Source organism: Streptomyces sp. NPDC087263, assembly GCF_044744645.1.
Classification (GTDB): Bacteria; Actinomycetota; Actinomycetes; order Streptomycetales; family Streptomycetaceae; genus Streptomyces.
This window is the reverse complement of sequence record NZ_JBIUYT010000005.1, coordinates 578,825-598,883: the sequence shown is the minus strand read 5'-3', so window position 1 is coordinate 598,883 and position 20,059 is coordinate 578,825. Positions and strand designations below refer to the sequence as shown.

Genomic DNA, 20,059 nt, shown 5'->3' with positions numbered 1-20,059 from the left:
AGGAAGGGCTCGGTGGCTTGGTGCCCCTCCACCTTCAGTACGCCGGTTCGGGCACAGCGTCTCATCGCGGCGAGCAACGTCCGCGGGCCGGTCCCCGATTCGCTCGCGCCCCTTGACGACTCCGGGCGGCCGACCTAGCCTCCACTGAACACGTCTAGACAGGTAGGTCGAAGATGGCGGACTCCCGCGAATCCTCCGAGAACAGCCCGGAGAACAGACCCGCAGGCAGGCAGCTCCAGGTCGAGGCACACGGCCTCGACGTGATCGCCGACGCCGAACGCAAGGGCACTCCTCGGACCCTGTTCTGGCCCTGGTTCGGAGCCAATGTCTCGATCCTCGGGCTGAGTTACGGCGCTTTCGCGCTCGGCTTCGGTATCTCCTTCTGGCAGGCACTGATCGCCGGAGTGATCGGCATCGTGTTCTCCTTCCTGCTCTGCGGCTTCGTCGCCGTGGCCGGCAAGCGCGGGTCCGCGCCGACCATGGTGCTCAGCCGGGCCGCCTACGGAGTGCGCGGGAACCGGCTGCCCTCGGTGATCTCGTGGGTGCTGACCGTCGGCTGGGAGACCGTGCTGACAGCGCTCGCGACGATGGCCACCGCGACCGTGTTCGGGAGGCTCGGCTGGGGCGGCGGCACCGAGACGAAGGTGGTCGCCCTGATCGTGGTCGGCGCTCTCGTCGTGGTCGGCGGTGTGATGGGCTTCGACCTGATCATGCGCCTGCAGACGGTGATCACCGTCATCACCGCGGTGCTCACGGTCGTCTACATCGCACTGGTCGCCGACCATATCCACTGGAGCACCGTCAGCGCCGTACCGGCGGGCTCCGCGCAGGAGTTCATCGGCGCGCTGGTCTTCATGATGACCGGCTTCGGACTCGGCTGGGTCAACGCCGCGGCCGACTACTCCCGTTACCTGCCGCGCGGAACAGCCAGCCGGGGCGTGATCGGCTGGACCACCTTCGGAGCCTCGGTGGCACCCCTGCTCCTGCTGGTCTTCGGCCTGCTCCTCGCGGGCTCCTCCAGCGACCTCAGCACGGCCATCGCCGCCGACCCGATCGGCGCGCTGACCACGATCCTGCCCACCTGGTTCCTGGTCCCCTTCGCCGTCGTCGCCGTGCTCGGTCTGGTCGGCGGCGCGGTCCTGGACATCTACTCGTCGGGTCTGGCCCTGCTCTCCGCCGGTCTGCGCGTGCCGCGCTATCTGGCGGCGCTCGTCGACGGAGTCCTGATGATCGCGGGCGCCGTCTACATCGTCTTCCTCACCGACAACTTCCTGGCCCAGTTCATCGGCTTCCTCACCACCCTGGGCGTCCCCGTCGCCGCCTGGTGCGGCATCATGCTCGCCGACCTCGCGATGCGCCACCGCGACTACGACGAGCGGGACCTGTTCCGCACCGGCGGCCGGTACGGCGACATCCAGCTCCAGCCGCTGCTGCTCACCCTCGCCGCCACCGCGCTCGGCTGGGGCCTGGTCACCAACTCGGCCGCGAGCTGGCTGGACTGGCAGGGCTATCTGCTCGACGCGTTCGGACTCGGCGGCAAGACGGGCGCCTGGGCCTACGCCAACCTGGGCGTCCTGCTCGCCCTCGCCCTCGGTTTCCTCGGCACACTGGCGCTCGGTCGCGGCCGGGTGCACACCCAGGAGCGGCAGGACCCGAGCGAGGAGGTGCTCAGCGCCGTATGAACGCCGAACCGGTTCACGGACTGCTCACCGTCATCGACATGCAGCGCGTGTTCGCCGAGCCCGACAGCCCCTGGGCGACGCCACGCTTCGACGAAGCCGCCCAAGGCGTACGTCGACTGCTGCCGGCCTTCGGTGACCGTGTCACCTTCACCCGCTTCCTCGCGCCGGAGAAACCCGCCGGCGCCTGGCGCGCGTACTACGATCAGTGGCCCTTCGCGCTGCAACCACCCGACGCCCGGCTGTGGGAGCTGACGGACGAATTCGCCGTACAGGCACGGCACTTGGTGAACGCCACCACCTTCGGCAAGTGGACCCCCGAGCTCGCGGCGCGTGTCGGCGCCGACGGGCGGCTGGTCCTCGCCGGGGTCAGCACCGACTGCTGCGTCCTGTCCACCGCTCTCGCCGCCGCCGACGCCGGAGCCGAGGTGCTGGTCGTGGCCGACGCCTGCGCGGGCGTCGACGACGACTCGCATGCCAAGGCTCTCCATGTGCTGGATCTGTACCGGCCGTTGATCCGGGTCGTCACCGTCGACGAGGTCCTCGCCGGGGGCGCGGCATGACCGGAATCCCGCTGAAGCACCAGCAGATCACCGAAGTACTCGCGAGGGAGATCCGCAGCGGACACCGGCCGGTGGGGGAGCAGCTGCCGGGGGAGCATGCCCTGGCCCAGCGCTTCGGGGTCAGCCGCACCACGGTGCGCGCCGCGCTCGCCGAACTGAGCGACGCCGGACTGATCGCCACCCGCTCCGGCAAGGGCTCGTACGTACTCTTCGACGGCCGCCCGCTCGACGACCCGCTCGGCTGGGCGCACGCCATGGCCGTCCAGGGCATCGACACGCGCGTGCGGACACTCGCGGTACGGGAGGTCCACGACAAGGAGCTGGCGGGTCAACTCGCCCTGGAAATACCGACGTTCATACGGGTCGAGCGGATCCGGGAACTCGTCGCCGACGGCTCCGTGATCTCGTACGAACGCAGCTGTCTGCCGCCCGTTCCCGGCGTCAGAGAACTTCCGGGACGCGGTCTCGACGACCTCTCCCTCACCGAGGTGATGCTGCAGGCCGGACTCCGCCCCGACCACGGTGAACAGCGGCTGGCCGGGCGGCGGATCGACGTCCGGGAGGCGGAGGTGCTGCGCCGCGAACCGGGCGACTGGTTCCTCGACACGCGGCGCACGAGCCGCGCGGTCGACGGCTCCTTCGTCGAACATGTCGCGAGCCTGCTCGACCCCGACCACTTCCAGCTCTCCCTCGAGTTCGGCTGACCCCTCGCCTGACCGACCCCTACGGAAAGTACTCATGACTCTCCAGAGCCGCGCCGCCGGAGCCCTGTACGGGCTCGCCCTCGGGGACGCCCTCGGCATGCCGACCCAGATGCTGTCGCGCCCGCAGATCCTCGCGCGCTACGGGCCGGTGCTGACCGGGTTCGAGCCCGCCGACCCCGACCACCCGCTGGCCGCCGGGATGCCGGCCGGGGCGATCACCGATGACACCGAACAGGCCGTCCTGCTGGCCCGGTTGCTGCTCGACGGCAAGGGGAGCATCGACCCGGCGGAGCTGGCCAGGCGCCTGGTGGCCTGGGAGGAGGACATGCGGGCCCGTGGCTCGCTGGATCTGCTCGGCCCCTCCACCAAGCGGGCGGTCGAACTGGTCCTGGCGGGTACGCCCGTGGACGAGGTCGGCCGGTACGGCACCACCAACGGCGCGGCGATGCGGATCGCGCCCGTGGGCATCGCCGTGTCCGGGACGGATCCGGTCGCGCTGGTGGACCGGGTCGTGGAGGCCAGTCGGCTGACCCACAACACCGGGGTCGCCCTCGCGGGCGCGGCAGCGGTGGCCGCCGCCGTCAGCGCGGGACTTGACGGTGCGTCGGTTCCGCAGGCCGTCGAAGTCGCCGTGTCGGCGGCCCGGTCGGCGGCAGACCGTGGCCACTGGGTGGCCGCCGCCGACGTGGCCGAGCGGATCGTGTGGGCCACCGAGCTCGTACGAGGCCTCGATGAGGCCCAAGTCTGCGACCGGGTCTACACGTTGGTGGGCACCAGCCTCGCGACCCAGGAGTCCGTCCCCGCCGCCTTCGCCGTCCTGGCGGCCTGCCCGGACGACCCGTGGCGGGCCGTGCTGCTCGCCGCGTCCGTCGGCGGCGACTGCGACACCATCGCCGCGATCGCAGGTGCCGTCGGCGGCGCCTGCCACGGAGTGGACGCCTTCCCGGCCGACGCACGGGCGACCTTGGTACGGGTGAACCCCCACCTGGACCTGGACGCGACCGCCGCCGCGCTTCTCACCCTGCGAGGGCGGCCGTGAGCCGGCTCCTGCACCTCGGCAACGTGATGATGGACCTGGTCCTGGAGGTTCCGGCGCTGCCCGAGCGCGGTGGCGACGTCCTCGCCACCCGTACCGACCGGACGCCGGGCGGCGGCTTCAACGGCATGGCGGCGGCAGCCCGGCAGGGACTGCCCGTGACCTACGCGGGCGCCCACGGCACGGGTCCCTTCGGCGACCGGGCCCGCAGCGCCCTCCGCGCGGAGGGCATCGACGTCCTGCTGGCACCCCGCCCCGACCTCGACACCGGTCTCTGCGTCTGCCTCGTCGACGCCGAGGGCGAGCGCACCTTTGTCACAAGCCCGGGCGCCGAAGCCACGCTGTCCTTCACCGATCTCGCCGAACTGCGTCCAGAGGCCGCTGACTTGGTCTACATCTCCGGCTACAGCCTGATGTACGAGGCCAATCGCGCCGCGCTCTCCGCATGGGTGCCCCGGCTGGACCCGGCCGTCACGGTAATCGTGGACCCTGGCCCCTTGGCGGGCGAAATCCCCCTTGAGGCGCTGGAGTTGCTCATGGCGCGAGCCGACTGGTGGAGCTGCAACGCCCGCGAAGCCGCGCTGCTCACGGGGGTTGACGACCCTGTCGCATCTGCCCACGCGGTGCGGTCCCGTCTGAAGCGCGGCTCGGCCCTGATCCGTACCGGACCGGACGGCTGCCTCCTGCACCACGAAGGCACACTCACCGCGGTCCCCGGATTCGACGTCCGGGCAGTCGACCTCAACGGCGCGGGCGACGCGCACACCGGCGTCTTCATGGCCGCCCTGGCGAGCGGTCTGCCCCCGTCCGATGCCGCCCGTCGCGCCAACGCGGGCGCCGCGCTGGCGGTCACCCGATCCGGACCCGCCACCGCGCCCGACGCGCACGTGCTCGACGAGTTCCTCCGTCAGTCGCGCCCGGCTCCCCGCTAGAGATCCATCCCCCCGTCGAGTTCGACGGCCGGCACGGTGGCGTACTCGTCGAGGTGCGCCGAGGCGGGAGCGTCGCGACCCGGTCGGCCGCCCGATCCAGGTCACGCCGGGTACCTCGGCCAGGGCTGCTGGAGGCTCGGGTGGTCGGGGTGGTTCCGGTCGGCGTGCGAGGAGCAGCCGCCGACCTTGAGGTCCCGCTCGCGCAGGGCGTCGATGGGCCCGGGGAGGGTTGTATCGGTATGCGCGCGAGCCAGGCACGGCTACGCGGCCCGGGCGTGGGCGCCGGGCACCACTACTGGTCCGTTTTCGCCCTGTGGCCCGGTCTCTGCTGGATGAGAAGCGTGAGGAATGCCCCGGCACCGGGTGGGTACGCGACGAGGATGTGCCCGGGGCGGACCCCGTCCCGGGAGGCCCGTCCGTACTACCCCGGGATTTGCCATGGACACCCCCACGAACGACCACACCACACCCACGACACCCGCCCAGGAGGCATTGGACGTCCTCACCCGGAACACCGAGGATGCGGCGGCTCTGGACACGCTGGCCGGCAGCGATGTCCTGGTCCCCGTGCCGGACGACGTCAGCGAGGAGGAGGTCGCCGACCCGACGGCCGTCGCGCTGCCCGTCCTGGAGGCGCCGGGCGGTGAGCAGGTCGTGCCGGTGTTCACCTCGGAGCTGGAGATGGCCGAGCTGCTCCCGTCCGTCTCCCGCTACCGCATGGTGCCGCTGGGCGCGCTCGCCTCGCAGTGGCCGTCCAGCGACCTGGCGCTCACGATCGACGGCAGTTCGCCGCACGGCCTGACCCTCACCTCCGAGGGCGTACGCACCCTGCTCGCCAGGCCCCAGGCGTAGAGCTTCCCAAGGACCTGTCCGGCCGATCATGCCGGTGACGGGGGGACCCCCATCGCGTCGACTCCCTCCTCCGCCTTGCAGCTGCTGCACGCACCACACGCCGCTCACCAGCGCTGATCAGTTGCCGCCGATTTCCTGAGACTGACTGGCCGGACAGGCCCTAGAGGGTCCTAGAGGCTCTTGCCGGGATTGAGGATCCCGTGGGGGTCGAAGGCGTCCTTCAGCCGCCGTTGCAGCGCGTGGGCCGTGGGCCCCAGCTCGTCCGCCACCCACTGCCGCTTCAGGATCCCCACCCCGTGCTCGCCCGTCAGCGTGCCGCCGAGGCGCAGGGCCAGCGCGAAGATCTCACCTGCCGCCTCCCAGGCGGCGTCCGGCAGGACGGGCAGCGCCGGGTCCACCACGATGATCGGGTGGAGGTTGCCGTCCGCGGCGTGCGCGATCGTGAAGACGGGCACGTCATGGCGTGCGGAGATGGCGCGGATCTCACGGGCCGCCTCCGCGAGGCGGGAACGCGGTACCGCGATGTCCTCGATCAGCGGACGGCCCAGGCGCTCCAGCGCCGGCAGCGCGAGGCGGCGGGCGGCGAGCAGTGCGTCGGCCTCGGCCGGGTCCGCCGCCGTCTCGACCGTCGTGGCCAGCGGTGCCAACAGCCGGGCGACGGTCTCCGCCTCGATCGCCGCGCCCGCGCCGTCGCACTGCACGAGCAGCAGGGCCGCACCGCGCTCGCGCAGCGCGGGGTCGATGGCGTGCAGAACCGGCCCGTCGACCAGCTCGGCCAGCGCGGGCTCGACCCCGGCCCGCCCGATCGCGTACGAGGCCTCGGCGGCGTCCTCGAAGGAGGCGAAGTACGCGGCGAGCGTGGCCGTCGCCACCGGAACGGGCCGCAGCCGCAGCGTCGCCGACGTGATCACCGCGAGGGTGCCCTCGGAGCCGGTGAGCAGCGCCGTCAGGTCGTAGCCGGTGACGCCTTTGACGGTACGGCGGCCGGTGCGCACGACGGTGCCGTCCGCGAGCACCGCCTCAAGACCCAGCACGCTGTCCCGCGTCACGCCGTACTTGGCGCAGCGCAGACCGCCCGCGTTGGTCGCGATGTTCCCGCCGATCGTGGAGATGGCCGCGCTCGCCGGATCGGGTGCGTAGCGCAGACCGTGCGCGGCGGCCGCCTGGTCCAGCTCGGCGGTGATCACACCGGGTTCGACGACGGCGAGCTGGTCGTCCGGCGACAGTTCGAGGATGCGGTTCATCCCGGACAGGTCGAGGACGAGCGTGCCCTCGCCCGCCGTCGCGCCGCCCGACAGGCCGGTGCCGGCGCCGCGCGGCACCACCGGCACGCGCAGTGCGTGCGCGTGCCGGAGGGTGACGGTCACGTCCTCGGTCCGTCTGGCGTGTACGACAGCCAGCGGGCTGCCGTCGAGGCGGGTGCCGGAGCGGTCGGTGGCGTGTGCGGTGAGCGTGGCCGGGTCCGTGGTGAGGCGGTCGGGGGGCAGGTCACGGGCAAGGAGGCCCAGCAATTGGGCCGAGGCGGTGATGGCTGGTGCTGTCATGGGATCAGAGCCTTCGTGTCGGTCGGCGCCTGGGCTTCGCCCGATGTCGTCGTTCCGTTCAGTGCCTTTGCGTCCGTCGTGGCGTTCGTACCGTTCAGCGCCTTCGTTCCGATCGCGAGCAGGGAGATGTCCTCCTGCGGTGCGTGCACGGGCGCGCACTGGATGTCGCGGAAGTGCCTCTCCAGCGGGTTGCCTCGGGCCAGGCCCGGGTTGCCGAGCAGCCGCACGGCCAGTTCCACGGCCCGCACGCCGTGCCGGTCGGCCAGCACGCGCGCGCCGAGCGCCTGTTCCGGGGTGTACGACGAGTCGCTGGCGTCGACCAGGGCGGCACCGCCGAACACCAGTTGCTCGGCGGCGGCCAGCAGCACCTCGATCTCCCCGGCCGTCCGACGGAAGCGCTCCGTACGGGCCACCGGATGACCGAGGTTGGCCGGCACACGTGAGTGCGCGAAGGTGTGGAAGAAGGCCTGCGCGGCTCGGGCGACGCCCAAGTAGAGGGCGGCGAGCGGGAGATGGAGCGCGGCACCCGCCCGGTTGTCCTGCTCGGCGGCGGGCCCGTGCGGACCCAGGCCGATGACGTTCTCGTACGGGATCTCCACGCCGTGGAAGGCCACGTCATGGCTGCCGCTGGCCCGCAGGCCCAACTGGTCCCATCGGTCGGCGATCTCGATGCCCAGGGAGCCGCCCGGGACCAGGAAGGTGCCCACGCGCGGCTCCGGTTCGTCGGTGGTGGCCCACACGAGGAACCAGTCGAGACCGTCGGCTCCGGTCACGAACCGTTTGCGGCCGCTGAGCGACCAGCCGTCGGCGGTGCGCCGCGCGAGTGTGGCGGGCAGTCCGCCCCGCGCGGGGGAGCCCAGATCGGGCTCCACGCGCGCGTGGTTGATGAGGACGGGACGCTTCTCGGACTCCCTGAGCAGGCTCGCGTACAGCTCGTCGGGCCAGTGCGGCTGGACGGCCTGCCGGGCGTGGGTGTTGAGGGTCATCGCCGTGATCAGGGCGACGGAGGGGTCGCCCTGGCCGAGGGTGTGCAGGATGCGTGCGGTCTCGGCGACTCTGCCGCCCGGGCCGCCGTAGCGTTCGCCGACGGTCGCGGTGAGCAGTCCCGCCTCGTGCACGGCCTGGAGGGACTCGGCGGGGAAGGTGGCCGATCGATCGTATTCGGGGGCCAGTTCAGCGAGGCGAAGGGTTATCCGGGAGGTCACAGTGCCTTCTTGAGATCGGCGTTGAGGTCGCGGCTCCAGAAGGCGCCGACGTCCAGGTGCGACTTGAGCGCGCCGAGTTCGGTGAAGGCGTCGGCCACCTTCTGCTGCGAGGCGATGGTGGCGTCGCTGACCGTCTCGACCTGGTTGGGCCGCTGGGTCTGCTGGGCGACGAGGTCCTTCTCGGCCTGCTCCACGGGCTGGTGGGTGGCGTCGGCGATGACCTTGGCGAACTCGGCCTCGTGTCCGTCCCTGACATACGCGTACGCCTGGGAGGTCCGGGCGATCAGATCCGCCGCGGCGGCGGTCTGCGCGGAGCTCTTCAACACGGTGTCCCGCGCCGACCAGAGGAAGTTGCCGGACAGGATGTCCTTGCCCGAACCGACGGTGACGGCGCCCTGCTGGTGGGCGGTGATGATCGACGTGCCGTAGGAGGCGAAGGCGTCGATGCCGCCGCCGTTCAGCGCCGCGAGCCCGTCATTGGGGAGCAGGGGCTTGGCATCGATGTCGGACCACTTCAGGCCCGCCTGCTTGAGCAGCTCGTACAGGAAGTAGTGCGCGGTGGTGTTCGCGACGTAGCCGACCTTCTTGCCCTTCAGGCCCGCGATGTCGGTCACCTTGGAGCCCTTGGGGACGACGACCTCCTGATTGAGTGTCGCGGCCCGTTCCACGGCGACGACCTTGAAGTTGGGCTTGCCATCGGCCGCCGCGAAGATCGGCGGGATCTCGCTGGAGGTGGCGAGGTCGAGCGCTCCCGCCCGGATGGCCTGGAGCTGCTGGTCACCGCCCTGGAAGACGCTCCATCTGACCTTGTACGGGGTGTCGTCGAGGTGGGCGAACTTGAGGATCGCCTCGTCGGTCTTCCAGCCGGTGGCGCCGACGTCCAGGGTCACGGAGGAGATGTCGGACGAGGATTCGGCCTGTGCCTCGTTTCCGCAGGCCGCCGCGAAGGGCAGCAGAAGGGCCAGGGCGGCGGCGGACGCACGCAGGGTATGACGCAACACGGAATCTCCATGAGAGCTCAGAGGGGGTTCAGGCGGCTTGGGAGGTGGCGGCGCGGTGGGCGAGTTCCTGCCGGACCAGCGGAAGGACGTAACGGGCGTAGTCGATCGCGTCGTTGAGCGGGTCGTAGCCGCGGATCGACAGCAGGTCGCAGCCGATGTCGACGTAGTCGAGCAGCGCCTGGGCCACGGTCTCCGGGGAGCCGACCAGCGCGGTCGAGGCGCCGGCGGCGTTCGTCGCGATGGCCGGGGCCGTCCACAGGCAGCGGTCGTGGACCTCGCCGCGCTCGGCGATGTCGAGGAGCCGCTGCGAGCCGACGTTGGCCGGCCGCCCGGACGTCTTGTAGTGGCGCAACACCTCGGTGTTCGCGGTCTGCTCCTTGAGCACGCCGAGTGTGCGGTGCGCCTTCTCCCAGGCCAGTTCGTCGGTGGGCGCGATGATCGGGCGGAACGACACCCAGATACGGGGATGGGGGCGCCCGGCGGCGTCGGCGACCGCGTTGACGGCGGCGATCTGCTCGGCCGTCTCCTTCAGCGGCTCGCCCCACAGCCCGAAGATGTCGCCCTGCTGCCCGCCCACCCGGTAGGCGTCCTGCGAGGAACCACCCACCGAGATCGGCACCAGCCCGTTCACCGGGCGTACGTCCGAGTGGAAGCCCTCGAACTTGTAGTGCTTGCCCTCGTGCGACACCGGCCCGTCCGCCGTCCACACCTTCCGCAGGATCTGGATGTACTCGTCCGAACGCTCGTACCGCTCGGTCTTGTTGAGGTAGTCGCCCTCCCTGTGCTGCTCCTCGTCGCTGCCGCCGGAGATGATGTGCACGGACAGGCGGCCGTTGCTGATCCGGTCGAGCGTCGCGAAGGCGCGGGCCGCGTGGGTCGGGAAGATCACGCCGGGCCGGTGTGCCAGGACCGGGCGGATCCGCTCGGTGTGGTTGACGACGAACTGGGCGAGCTGGAGGGCGTCCGGTGAGGCCGAGTGGTAGGCGACCAGAGTGTGGTCGAAGCCGCCGTCGTCCAGAACGCGGGCGTAACGGCGTACGTATTCGGGGTCGAAGCCGGTGCGTGCGCTGGCGGCGGGACCGTTCGCGCCGGAGTCGGTGTGGACGGCGCTGATGAACTCTACGGGCATGGTGAACTCCTGGCGTTCAAGGTCACGTGCTTTCAAAGGGGTCGGTCGGGGAAGCGGTCACTTGAGGACGGACGTGTCGGCCGACTTCGCCACGTCGACGTTCGGTTCGAGCACACCGATGCCGTTCATGAGGTCGGCGACGTCCTGGACCTTCGAGGTCACCTCGGAGGTGATGGGGAGAACCTTGCTGTACGCGGAGGTGGAGAGCGTCTTCGCGACCGAGGGGTCGGCGCCGTTCAGCTTCACGATGGCGTCCGCGTACGCGCTCTCGTGCGTGTCCGTCCACTCCAGGGCCGTACCGAGGCGCTTGAGGAAGTCGCCGAGCGCGGTCTTCTTCGCCGGGCTCGCCAGGGCCTGCTCGGAGGCGCCGATGAAGCCGTACCCGCTGATGCGTCCGTCGGTGCCGTCGACGAGGAGCCGGCCCTCCTGTTGCAGACCGACGGCCATGTAGGTGCCGAAGGTCGCCCAGACCCCGATCTTCCCGGAGACGAAGGCCGCCTGCGCGTCGGTCGGCAGGAGGTACTGCACCTTGACGTCGGAGTAGTTGAGCCCGTTCTGCTGGAGGACGTTGGCCAGCAGGTACTCGGCGATGCTGCCCTTCGCCGAGGACACCACGACCGTCTTGCCCTTGAGGTCCTTGACGCTCTTCACGTCGGAGTTCTTGGGAACGATGATCCCGGTGCTGTGCCCGTCGTTCTTGAGCGCGGCGATGTTCTTGAACTTGACGCCACCGCTGAGCGCCTGGAGGGCGGGCAGATCGGCGGAGTACGCGGTGTCGGTGGCGCCCGCCTGGACGGCCTGGTAGAGCGGCGCGGCGCCCTCGAACTCGGCCCACTTCACCTTGTACTTGGCGCCGTCGAGGGCCCCGGAGGCGTCGAAGATGGTCTGGAGTGTCTTGGCCTGGTCGCCGATGGTCAGGGTGACCTCGTCCTGGCTGGTGGCCGTGTCCGCGGAGGAGTCGGCGCCGCAGGCGGTCAGCGCCAGCAGTGCGGTGAGACTCAGTGCGGCGGCTGCGATTCTGCGTATCACGAGAGGGTTCCTTCGAGGGTGGGGGTGACACCGAGCCAGCCGAGGACACGGGCGCGCAGGGTGACGAACTCGGGGGCGGTGAGATCGCGCGGGCGGGGCAGATCGACGGCGAGGTCGTGGGCGATGCGCCCCTCGTCCATCACCAGCACCCGGTCGGCGAGCAGCAGCGCCTCCTCCACGTCATGCGTGACCAGGAGAATCGCGCAGCCGTGCCGCTTCCACAGCTCGCCGACCAGCTGCTGCACCTTGCCCCGGGTCAGCGCGTCCAGCGCGCCGAACGGCTCGTCCAGGAGCAGGAGTTCGGGCTCGCGGACGAGGGCGCGGGCGAGTGAGACGCGCTGCGCCTGGCCTCCGGAGAGGGTCTTGGGCCAGACGGTCGCGCGTTCGGCGATACCGACCTCGTCCAGTGCCCGGTCGGCCAGCTTGCGGTCCGGGCGGCCGGGCAGCCCGAGAACCACATTGCGCCACACCTTCAGCCAGGGCAGCAGCCGCGGAGACTGGAACGCGGCACTGCGCCGCGCGGGCACGCTCACCTCGCCGCCGATCTCGTCGTCGAGCCCGGCGAGGATGCGCAGCAGCGTCGACTTGCCGCAGCCACTGTGTCCGAGGAGGGCCACGAACTCGCCCTCGCGGATGTCGAGGTCGAGATCGTGCAGGACGGTGTTGCCGTCGAAGGCCCGCGAGAGCCCCCGTATTTCCACGCTGTTGGTCATGATCAGGCCTCGCCCTCGAAGTTGGCGCGCCAGGTCAGCAGGCGGCGTGAGAGAACCCGTACGGCGAAGTCGCAGGTCAGACCGAGCAGCGCGTACACCGCGAGGCAGAGCACGATGATGTCCGTGCGGAAGTACTGCTGGGCGTTGCTCATGAGATAGCCGAGGCCCGCGTCGGCGTTGACCTGCTCGGCGAAGACGAGCGCGAGCCAGGCGGTGGAGAGCGCGTACCGCAGGCCCACGAGTGCCCCCGGGAGCGCGCTCGGCAGGATCACGTACCGGATCAGGCCCAGCCTGCCGAGCCCCATCATCCGTGCCGCCTCGATGAGTTGGGAGTCGGTGGACCGGATGCCGCCGTAGATGTTGAAGTAGAGCGGGTAGGTGACGCCGAGTGCGACGAGCGCGATCTTCGGGGTCTCGTCGATGCCGAACCAGACGATGAACAGCGGGATCAGACCCACCCACGGGATCGCCCGGAACATGCCCATCGACGAGTCGATGACGTCCTCGCCGAGCCGGAACAGCCCGGCCACCAGGGCGAGGCTCAGCGCGATGGTCGCGCCGATCAGGAACCCGATGCCGGCCCGCCGTCCCGACGCGGCGATGGCGCTCGGCAGTTCACCGTTCCTGGTCAGATCCACGGCCTGGCGCAGTACGTCCACGGGGGAGGCGAGCACGGTCTCGGGAAGAACGCCCGTGGCCGAGGCCAGGAACCACAGGAGTACGAGTCCGACGGGGCCGGAGGCACGGCGTACCGAGCGGGGCACGGTGAAGCGGCGGGTGGTGCGGGCGGTGCCGCGGATGGTGACCCGCGGGGTGCTCCGGGTAGCCGGAGCGGCGGGGGTGTCGGGAGTGGGGCCGGGCAGCACGGCCGGCGCCGTGGTCAGGGGTTTCGTCGTCATGGCGGGGTTCCTCTCGCGTCGCCTCAGGACGGCAGGGGGCCGGTCGCGGCGGGGCGTGCGGGATCTGCGGACCAGGCGGACCAGGAGCCGGGGAAGAGGGTCGCCTCGTATCCGGCTATGGCGAGTGCGGCGATCTGATGGGCCGCGGTGACGCCCGAGCCGCAGTAGACGCCGATGCGCGCGGTCGCGTCGGCGCCCTTGTCCGCGAACCTCTTGCGCAGCACGTCGGGCGGCAGGAAGGTGCCGTCCGCCGCGAGGTTCTCCCCCGTCGGAGCGGAGACCGCACCTGGGATGTGACCGGCGCGCGGGTCCACCGGCTCGACCTCGCCGCGGTACCGCTCGGCCGCGCGGGCGTCCAGCAGCAGCCCCGTCGTGGCGAGTTCGGCGGCCCCGTCGACGTCGATGGTCTGGAGACTGTCCGGACGCAGGACGACGTCACCCTGCGGCGGAGCGGTGGGTGTGCCCGACTCCAGCGGCAGTCCGGCCGACCGCCACGCGCCCAACGCCCCGTCCAGGAGCGTCACATCGGCCACCCCGGCGTAGCGCAGCAGCCACCACGCCCGGGCCGCGGCCGTGTTGCCCAAGTCGTCGTACACGACGACCGGTTGACCGGCCCGCAGCCCCCACCTCCGTGCCGCCGCCCGCAGGTCATCGAGATCCGGCAGCGGATGGCGTCCGCCCTCCGGGCTCGGCGGCGCGGCCAACTCGGTGTCCAGGTCCACGTACACGGCGCCGGGGATGTGCCCGGCCGCGTAGTGGTCGCGGCCGTGCGGATCGCCGAGCGCCCAGCGGACGTCGAGTACCGCGGGCGGTTCGGCGGAGCGCAGCAGGGCGTCGAGCTCGGCGACCGTCGTCGTCACCCGGGCGGTCATGCGAGACCCTCGGCGATCAGGGGCAGCTCGGGGGAGAGGCGCAGCCGCTCCAGAAAGAGGACCACCGTGGCGGCGGCCGTGCGGTGCTGGGCGTCGTTGAGTACGTCATGACGGCCGGCGTTGAACGTCACGGTCCGCACTCCGGGGTGGCTCGCGTACAGGCTCAGCGCCTGGTCGAGGTGGCTGACCGTGTCGTCCGCGCCGTGCAGGGCGAGCACCGGGACGCGTACGAGATCGAGGCGCAGCTCCGGCAGATCGACCGTCGCGTCGAGCGCTCCGCGCCGGAAGTCCGGGTCGTTCGTGAGCCGGCCCTGGTGGGTGGGGCAGGCGGTGCGCGCCTGCACCTCGGCGTCCCAACTGCCGGACTCCCAGCGAGCGGTGGGCAGGCCGACGAGAATCAGCGCGTCGACCCCTGGCGTCTGCTCGGCGGCCAGATGGGCGGCGTACCGGGCACCGGTGTCCGAACCGACCAGCACCTTCGGGCCGGGCAGCGACTCGTCGGCGAGGAGCTTGGCGGCCTGGTCAAGGACCGACGGGTCGGCACTGGGATCCCCGAGCGCGACCACGCGGTAGGCGTCGAAGGCGAGCCGACGGCCGAAACGCTCGTACAGGCCGCCGTGCTCACCGCGCCCGGCCAGCACGATGAGCGTGCCGCGTGCGGCGAGGCCTTCGGGTTCGTTCCAGGAAGACGATGGCGAGGAGGGCGGGGAAGACGGGGATGCGGGCATGAGGGGGCGACTCCCTTGGCAGGGCAGGGCAGGGCGGGACGGGGCAACGTGGGGGTGGAGATACGCGGGCGCGGCTCAGGACCGGTGCCACGTGTCATACGCGCAGCCGGAAGCGGCTCGCGGGAGGAAGGAGCGCCGAACGCCTCAGTGATGGCCGGCGGCGGAGTGCTTCAGCAGGTCAGCGACAGCGCGCGCTGCACGCCACGCCGAAGTCGATGACTCGGCGCCGCGTCAGGAAGGCAGCGGAAGCGGTGGCGTGAAGCATGCCCTCATCATGACTCGCCGTGGCCGACCACGTCCAACGACGATTCCGCATCGAAATCGATCAGCAATCGCGATCGATACCGGATTCGGGCTACGTTCGAAGCATGTCCCAACCTGTGCTCGACATCGTGGCCCTACGCAGCCTGACCGCGATAGCCGACTGCGGCGGCTTCCATCGCGCGGCCCACTCCCTCGCCCTCAGCCAGTCCGCGGTCAGCCAGCACGTGCGCAGACTGGAGAAGACGCTGGGCCGCGCGGTCGTCGAGCGTGAGGGCCGCGGGATGCGGTTCACCACCGACGGACGCCTGCTGGTGGAGCAGGCCCGCCGTATCCTCGCCGTCCACGACGAGGCCGTACGCGCCCTCCTGGACGTGGACGGCGACACCGTGACCATCGGCACCACCGAGCACGCCGCCGACCAGTTCCTGCCTCGGCTCACCGCGGCCGTGCAGTCGGTGCGGCCCGGCTGCCGGGTGCGCTTCCGCATCGACCGCTCGGCACGCCTCGTCGAGGCCGTGGAGCGGGGCAGCGTGGACGTCGCGGTGTACGTCACCGAGGCCGCCGCCACCGAAGGCACCCCGGTCGGCGGACTGCCGCTCACCTGGCACGCCACGCCCGGCTGGGCGCCGCCCGCCACGCCCGATCCCGTGCCGCTGGTCGCCATCGAGGACCCCTGCGCGATCCGTCGCCGGGCCATCGCGACCCTGGCCGCACACGGCGTCGCGGCCAGGGTGGTGGGCGACGCGGGGTATCTCGCGGGCGTCCTCGACATCGCCCGCACCGGTCAGGGCGTGGCCCTGCTCGCCGCGGTCGGCCCCGCGCCGGACGGCCTGACCCCGTACGACGGGCTGCCCCCGGTCACCCCGATCCCCATGAGCGCGCTGGCCCGCCCCGGCGCGGACCCGGCGACGGTCGCCGCCGCGTTCGACGCGGTACGGGATCTGCTGCGGTGACGTGGGGCGGGTTACGTGGGGTGGATCACACGGGGTGGGTGGCGTGGGGCCGGGCTACATGGGGCGGATCACACGAGACGGGTGACGCGGAGCGTGTGACACGAGGGGCGTGACACGACACGTGTGATCTGAGGTTGTGGTGCACAGCATGACAATGACCCCATGAAATGGATCTCGGGCGTGGCCGGGACACTGCTCCTGGCGGTGGTTCTCGTCAGCGTCCTGCGTACTCTCGTGGTGCCCAGGGGGCTCTACTCCTCGCTGGTGATCCGCTGGTGGCGCACCCTGCGGCTGCTTCTGCGACTCGCCGCTCCGGGCGGCAGCTACCAGGCCCACGACCGCGCGCAGACCTGGCTGGCCCCGCTGATGCTGGTCGGCATGCTGGCGACCTGGCTCGGCGGGGCACTGCTCGGCTTCGGACTGCTCCTGCACGCCGTGTCCACGCTGACCTGGACCAATGCCGTTCGGGAGGCTGGTTCCAGCCTGTTCACGCTCGGCTTCGCCAGCGGTGACCGGCTGCACCTGTCCGTCGTGGACTTCCTGGCGGCGGCCACCGGCCCGATCGTGATCGCCCTGCAGATCGCCTATCTGCCGACGCTGTACGCCGCCTACAACCGCCGCGAACTGGAGGTGACCCTGCTCCAGTCGCGCGCGGGCGAACCCGCCTGGGGGCCGGAGATCCTGGCCCGGCAGTGGCTGGTCGACACCGAGACCGCGCTGCCCGAGCTGTACCGGGCCTGGGAGCGGCTCGCCTCGGACATCGGCGAGAGCCACTCCACGTATCCGATTCTGCTGACGTTCCGGTCACCGCGGCCGTACCGCAGCTGGATCGTCGGTCTCGTCGCCGTCATGGACGCCGCCGCCCTTCAGCTCTCCCTCGCGCCGAGCAGTGCTCCGCCCGAGGCCCGCCTGGTGCTGCGCGCGGGCTTCACGGCGCTGCGCGACATCGCCCGCTCGCTGCGCTTCGGCTTCGACACCGACCCGGCGCCAAACGCGCCGATCCTGCTCACCTTGCCGGAGTTCGAGGCGGCCGTGGCGACGACCGAGGCGGCGGGGTTCCCCGCGGAGCGGACGGCGAAGCAGGCGTGGCCGCACTTCCACGGCTGGCGGGTCAACTACGAGGCGATCGCCTACGAGTTGTGCCGTCGATGTGACGCGGTCCCCGCACTGTGGACCGGGCCGCGGGACTTCGCCGTCGGCCCGGTCGGTCCGCAACGGCCGATGGACCGGCGCCCGGGGGACGACGGGGGCAGCGGGGACGAGGAGGGCTCGGGCGGCGAGCGAGGCTCGGGAGGCGAGGGGCGCTCAGGCGGTGAGGGGCGCCCGGAACAACGGCCGCGTTCCGCCGAATAGTTGGCTCCCGGCGCGGTGTTGTCCGCCCACCATGCGGGCGGGGTGGACCGTTGCTATCCGCCCACCACGCAGGCGGGGTGGATCGTTGCTATCCGTCCAACATGCGGGCGAGGGTGGCGCGTTGCAGAGGGTGTACCTCGGCGTGCAGGTCGTGTCCCTTCGTGGTGAGCGCGACCCACACCCCCCGTCGGTCGTCCTCGCAGAGGGTGCGCTCCACCAAGCCGTCCCTCTCCAGCCGCCCGATGAGACGGGACAGCGCGCTCTGGCTCAGATGGACACGGTCGGCGATGTTCTGCACGCGGCACAGCGCGCCGGGATCGGCGGCCACGCCCGAGGCGAGGATGTCGAGCACCTCGAAGTCGCTGGCGCCCAGACCGTAGGGATGCAGCTCGCGGTCGATCTCGCACATCGTGCGCGCGTGCACCGAGAGAATGTCCCGCCACTGGTCCTCAAGCCGAGTGTCCGGAGTGTTCGCTGCCATAACTGAACGGTAACAGAGATCCGGCCAGTACTTGAGTATGCAACTAGTGCAGTTGCATCCAGTGCTGATGCGGTCCCAGGGTCGGCGGATGGTGGCGAGGGCGAGGGTGACCGCGGTGGCGGCGGGGGAGTCGTCGAAGTCGCCGGCCGACACGTCCTCGGGGACCCGGGGCGGCCGGCCTTGCGCGGCGCGGCCAGGACACCCTGAGTGACGCACTCGGCCTGACCGTCGAGGGGTTCTCGCCGCTGCCGCAGGGCGACCACGTCCGGATCACCGGCCCGGACGGCTCCTCACTCACGTCGATGTCGGGTCGACTCGACGGGCACGGCCGCGGCCATACGCTCGGGGGTCCAGTACTGCGCCGTACGGGCTGGGGCGGCAGCGGGAACCGGTGTGTGCGACCGGCTCGGCGGCGGAGGCGATCCGTGAGGGCTGCGCTTCCGCGGCCGCCGTGGTGACGGAGGAGAGAGGAACAGGACTGCGGCGAAGCCCACAGCCAGGGACATCTGTGACGCCGACGACATCCCGCGGCAGCCGGGCCCGGGCTTTCCCGGCGGCGTTCGGCCTTCGCGAGCGTCGCCGAAGCCCGTGCGCGTCGCCCCGGGCTGCGGGACAGTGGCGGGAGACCGCCGTGACGGAGGGGGACGAGATGCTGAAGTTTCCCGTCAGTGGACAACGCCTGGAGATCCTGGAGTGGCTGCGCGACCCCGTGGCGCACTTTTCTCCGCAGCGGCACGGCGACCTCGTCGAGGACGGCGTCACCCCGGCGACCCTCGCCGCCAAGCTCGGTGTGCGCCGTGCCGTCGCGCGCACCCACCTCGACCTCCTCGCCGGGATCGGGCTGCTGCGGACCAAGAAGATCAGACGTCGCACCTACTACCGCCGCGACGAGTACCGCATCGCCGAGGTCAGCCACTTCTTCGAGAAGGGCTGGTAGGAGCCGCCCGTTTCACGGCTCCTGCCGGGTGTGCGGGGCCGGTCGCCCCGGCGTTACGCTGTTCACCGGCCGTGATCTTGTCTCGCGGCGCGGCGGTGGGGCCCGCCGTACCCGAACCGCGGCGCGACAGAGCCGCCAACGGTCCCTGCTTGCGAACGAGCGTGCTCGGGTAACCGGGCCCCGGCGAGTAGGAGACGTACGCACATGACAGCCCGGCGACAAGACGCGAGCAGGCGTACGCACGTGACAGCCTCGCGACAAGAGCGACAAGAGCGACAAGAGCCAGCAGGCGTACGCACATGACAGCCCCGGGACAAGAGCGAGCCGACCGGGCCGGGATGCCCGCACGGCAGGCGTCCCCGTGGCAGGGCCAGGGACCGGTCGTCGCTGCGGTCGCGCTGGGTGGCGCGACCGGCGCCACGGCCCGCTACGCCGCGTCGCCGCTGTGGCCCTCCCAGGCGGGCGGATTCCCCTGGACCACGTTCTGGGTCAATGTCGTCGGCTGCACGGTGATCGGTGTCTTCATGGTGGCCGTCACCGAGGTGTGGGCGGTGCACCGGCTGGTGCGGCCGTTCTTCGGCACCGGGGTGCTGGGCGGCTTCACCACGTTCTCCACGTACGCCGTCGACATCCAGAAACTGCTCGACGAGGGCCACCCCGCGACCGGCCTCGCCTACCTCGCCGCGACCCTGCTCGCCGCGCTCGCAGCGGTATGGCTGGCGATGGTGGCGTCGCGTCGCGCCCTGGTGTGGAAGCGGCGATGAGCAGGCGAGGAAGGTAAGAACTGGTTGTGAACTGGCTGCTGGTGATCATCGGTGCCGTGGTCGGCGCGCCCCTGCGTTATCTGACCGACCGCGCGGTGCAGTTCAGGCACGGCACGGCCTTCCCCTGGGGCACCTTCGCCGTCAACGTCAGTGGCTGTCTGGTCCTCGGCGTCCTGACGGGCGCGGCCTCGGCGGGCCATGCCTCCTCCCACCTGCAACTCTTGATCGGCACGGGCCTGTGCGGGGCGCTGACCACGTACTCGACGTTCTCGTACGAGACGCTGCGGCTGACCGAGACGGGTGCCGGGTTCCTCGCCGTCGCGAACGTGGTCGCGAGCGTCATGGCGGGCCTCGGGGCGGCGTTCGCGGGGGTTTCGTTCGCGCAAGCTGTGTGGTCCTAGGCGACGGGCGAGCACCCGCG

The 20,059-nt window shown here is 71.3% G+C and carries 21 protein-coding genes; 11 read left to right on the top strand and 10 right to left on the bottom strand.

Annotation, left to right across the window (positions count from 1 at the left end; translation table 11 throughout):
- Positions 1–173 precede the first annotated feature (173 nt).
- From ACIPC1_RS19840 to ACIPC1_RS19815, 6 genes are all read left to right on the top strand, one after another.
- Positions 174–1,682 (top strand): purine-cytosine permease family protein, encoded by a 1,509-nt coding sequence (locus ACIPC1_RS19840; RefSeq protein ID WP_402518636.1) that lies wholly within the window; start codon positions 174–176, stop codon positions 1,680–1,682.
- A complete protein-coding gene (locus ACIPC1_RS19835) occupies positions 1,679–2,242 on the top strand; it encodes a cysteine hydrolase family protein (RefSeq protein WP_402518634.1) in 564 nt (187 codons plus the stop codon). Before ACIPC1_RS19840 ends, ACIPC1_RS19835 begins: the two co-directional genes overlap by 4 nt.
- Positions 2,239–2,946, top strand: coding sequence for a GntR family transcriptional regulator (locus tag ACIPC1_RS19830; RefSeq protein ID WP_402518632.1), 708 nt, complete (start codon positions 2,239–2,241; stop codon positions 2,944–2,946). The genes ACIPC1_RS19835 and ACIPC1_RS19830 overlap by 4 nt, the downstream gene beginning before the upstream one ends.
- 34 nt (positions 2,947–2,980) lie before the next feature.
- On the top strand, positions 2,981–3,985 hold the full coding sequence (locus ACIPC1_RS19825) for an ADP-ribosylglycohydrolase family protein (protein ID WP_402518630.1): 1,005 nt from the start codon (positions 2,981–2,983) through the stop codon (positions 3,983–3,985).
- A complete protein-coding gene (locus tag ACIPC1_RS19820; RefSeq protein WP_384377038.1) occupies positions 3,982–4,914 on the top strand; it encodes a PfkB family carbohydrate kinase in 933 nt (310 codons plus the stop codon). The genes ACIPC1_RS19825 and ACIPC1_RS19820 overlap by 4 nt, the downstream gene beginning before the upstream one ends.
- 438 nt (positions 4,915–5,352) lie before the next feature.
- Positions 5,353–5,766, top strand: coding sequence for an SseB family protein (locus ACIPC1_RS19815; RefSeq protein ID WP_402518628.1), 414 nt, complete (start codon positions 5,353–5,355; stop codon positions 5,764–5,766).
- Between the two features lie 170 nt (positions 5,767–5,936).
- On the opposite strand, the gene ACIPC1_RS19810 is transcribed toward ACIPC1_RS19815, so the two are convergent.
- From ACIPC1_RS19810 to ACIPC1_RS19770, 9 genes are read right to left on the bottom strand one after another with little or no spacing between them, the layout of a single operon-like run.
- Entirely contained in the window at positions 5,937–7,310 is a 1,374-nt protein-coding gene (locus ACIPC1_RS19810) for an FAD-binding oxidoreductase (protein ID WP_402518626.1), read from the bottom strand.
- Positions 7,307–8,515: an acyl-CoA dehydrogenase family protein gene (locus ACIPC1_RS19805; RefSeq protein ID WP_402518624.1), complete on the bottom strand. Its 1,209-nt coding sequence runs from the start codon at positions 8,513–8,515 to the stop codon at positions 7,307–7,309. Before ACIPC1_RS19805 ends, ACIPC1_RS19810 begins: the two co-directional genes overlap by 4 nt.
- On the bottom strand, positions 8,512–9,516 hold the full coding sequence (locus ACIPC1_RS19800; protein ID WP_402518622.1) for an ABC transporter substrate-binding protein: 1,005 nt from the start codon (positions 9,514–9,516) through the stop codon (positions 8,512–8,514). The genes ACIPC1_RS19805 and ACIPC1_RS19800 overlap by 4 nt, the downstream gene beginning before the upstream one ends.
- A gap of 28 nt (positions 9,517–9,544) precedes the next feature.
- Complete coding sequence (locus tag ACIPC1_RS19795) at positions 9,545–10,645, bottom strand: LLM class flavin-dependent oxidoreductase (RefSeq protein ID WP_402518620.1); 1,101 nt, start codon at positions 10,643–10,645, stop codon at positions 9,545–9,547.
- A gap of 57 nt (positions 10,646–10,702) precedes the next feature.
- Positions 10,703–11,674 (bottom strand): ABC transporter substrate-binding protein, encoded by a 972-nt coding sequence (locus ACIPC1_RS19790; protein ID WP_402518618.1) that lies wholly within the window; start codon positions 11,672–11,674, stop codon positions 10,703–10,705.
- Positions 11,671–12,387 carry an ABC transporter ATP-binding protein gene (locus ACIPC1_RS19785; RefSeq protein ID WP_402518616.1) on the bottom strand — a complete coding sequence of 239 codons (717 nt, stop codon included), beginning with the start codon at positions 12,385–12,387 and terminating at the stop codon, positions 11,671–11,673. Before ACIPC1_RS19785 ends, ACIPC1_RS19790 begins: the two co-directional genes overlap by 4 nt.
- A gap of 2 nt (positions 12,388–12,389) precedes the next feature.
- Positions 12,390–13,286 carry an ABC transporter permease gene (locus ACIPC1_RS19780; protein ID WP_402518614.1) on the bottom strand — a complete coding sequence of 299 codons (897 nt, stop codon included), beginning with the start codon at positions 13,284–13,286 and terminating at the stop codon, positions 12,390–12,392.
- Between the two features lie 23 nt (positions 13,287–13,309).
- Entirely contained in the window at positions 13,310–14,158 is an 849-nt protein-coding gene (locus tag ACIPC1_RS19775) for a sulfurtransferase (RefSeq protein ID WP_402518612.1), read from the bottom strand.
- Positions 14,155–14,886 carry an alpha/beta hydrolase gene (locus tag ACIPC1_RS19770; RefSeq protein ID WP_402518610.1) on the bottom strand — a complete coding sequence of 244 codons (732 nt, stop codon included), beginning with the start codon at positions 14,884–14,886 and terminating at the stop codon, positions 14,155–14,157. Before ACIPC1_RS19770 ends, ACIPC1_RS19775 begins: the two co-directional genes overlap by 4 nt.
- Before the next feature lie 368 nt (positions 14,887–15,254).
- On the opposite strand from ACIPC1_RS19770, the gene ACIPC1_RS19765 reads away from it, so the two are divergent.
- Both ACIPC1_RS19765 and ACIPC1_RS19760 read left to right on the top strand, forming a co-directional pair.
- Positions 15,255–16,103: a LysR family transcriptional regulator gene (locus tag ACIPC1_RS19765; protein WP_402518608.1), complete on the top strand. Its 849-nt coding sequence runs from the start codon at positions 15,255–15,257 to the stop codon at positions 16,101–16,103.
- Between the two features lie 162 nt (positions 16,104–16,265).
- Positions 16,266–17,456 (top strand): hypothetical protein, encoded by a 1,191-nt coding sequence (locus tag ACIPC1_RS19760; RefSeq protein WP_402518607.1) that lies wholly within the window; start codon positions 16,266–16,268, stop codon positions 17,454–17,456.
- A gap of 88 nt (positions 17,457–17,544) precedes the next feature.
- Here ACIPC1_RS19760 and ACIPC1_RS19755 read toward each other — a convergent pair whose 3' ends face one another.
- Positions 17,545–17,937 carry a MarR family transcriptional regulator gene (locus ACIPC1_RS19755; RefSeq protein ID WP_402518605.1) on the bottom strand — a complete coding sequence of 131 codons (393 nt, stop codon included), beginning with the start codon at positions 17,935–17,937 and terminating at the stop codon, positions 17,545–17,547.
- A gap of 649 nt (positions 17,938–18,586) precedes the next feature.
- On the opposite strand from ACIPC1_RS19755, the gene ACIPC1_RS19750 reads away from it, so the two are divergent.
- From ACIPC1_RS19750 to crcB (ACIPC1_RS19740), 3 genes are all read left to right on the top strand, one after another.
- Entirely contained in the window at positions 18,587–18,874 is a 288-nt protein-coding gene (locus ACIPC1_RS19750) for an ArsR family transcriptional regulator (RefSeq protein ID WP_384376997.1), read from the top strand.
- Between the two features lie 299 nt (positions 18,875–19,173).
- Positions 19,174–19,638, top strand: coding sequence for a fluoride efflux transporter CrcB (gene crcB, locus ACIPC1_RS19745; RefSeq protein WP_402518603.1), 465 nt, complete (start codon positions 19,174–19,176; stop codon positions 19,636–19,638).
- A 26-nt stretch (positions 19,639–19,664) separates the two neighbouring features.
- Positions 19,665–20,039, top strand: a complete 375-nt coding sequence (crcB, locus tag ACIPC1_RS19740; protein WP_402518601.1) for a fluoride efflux transporter CrcB — start codon at positions 19,665–19,667, stop codon at positions 20,037–20,039.
- The last annotated feature ends 20 nt before the right edge of the window (positions 20,040–20,059 follow it).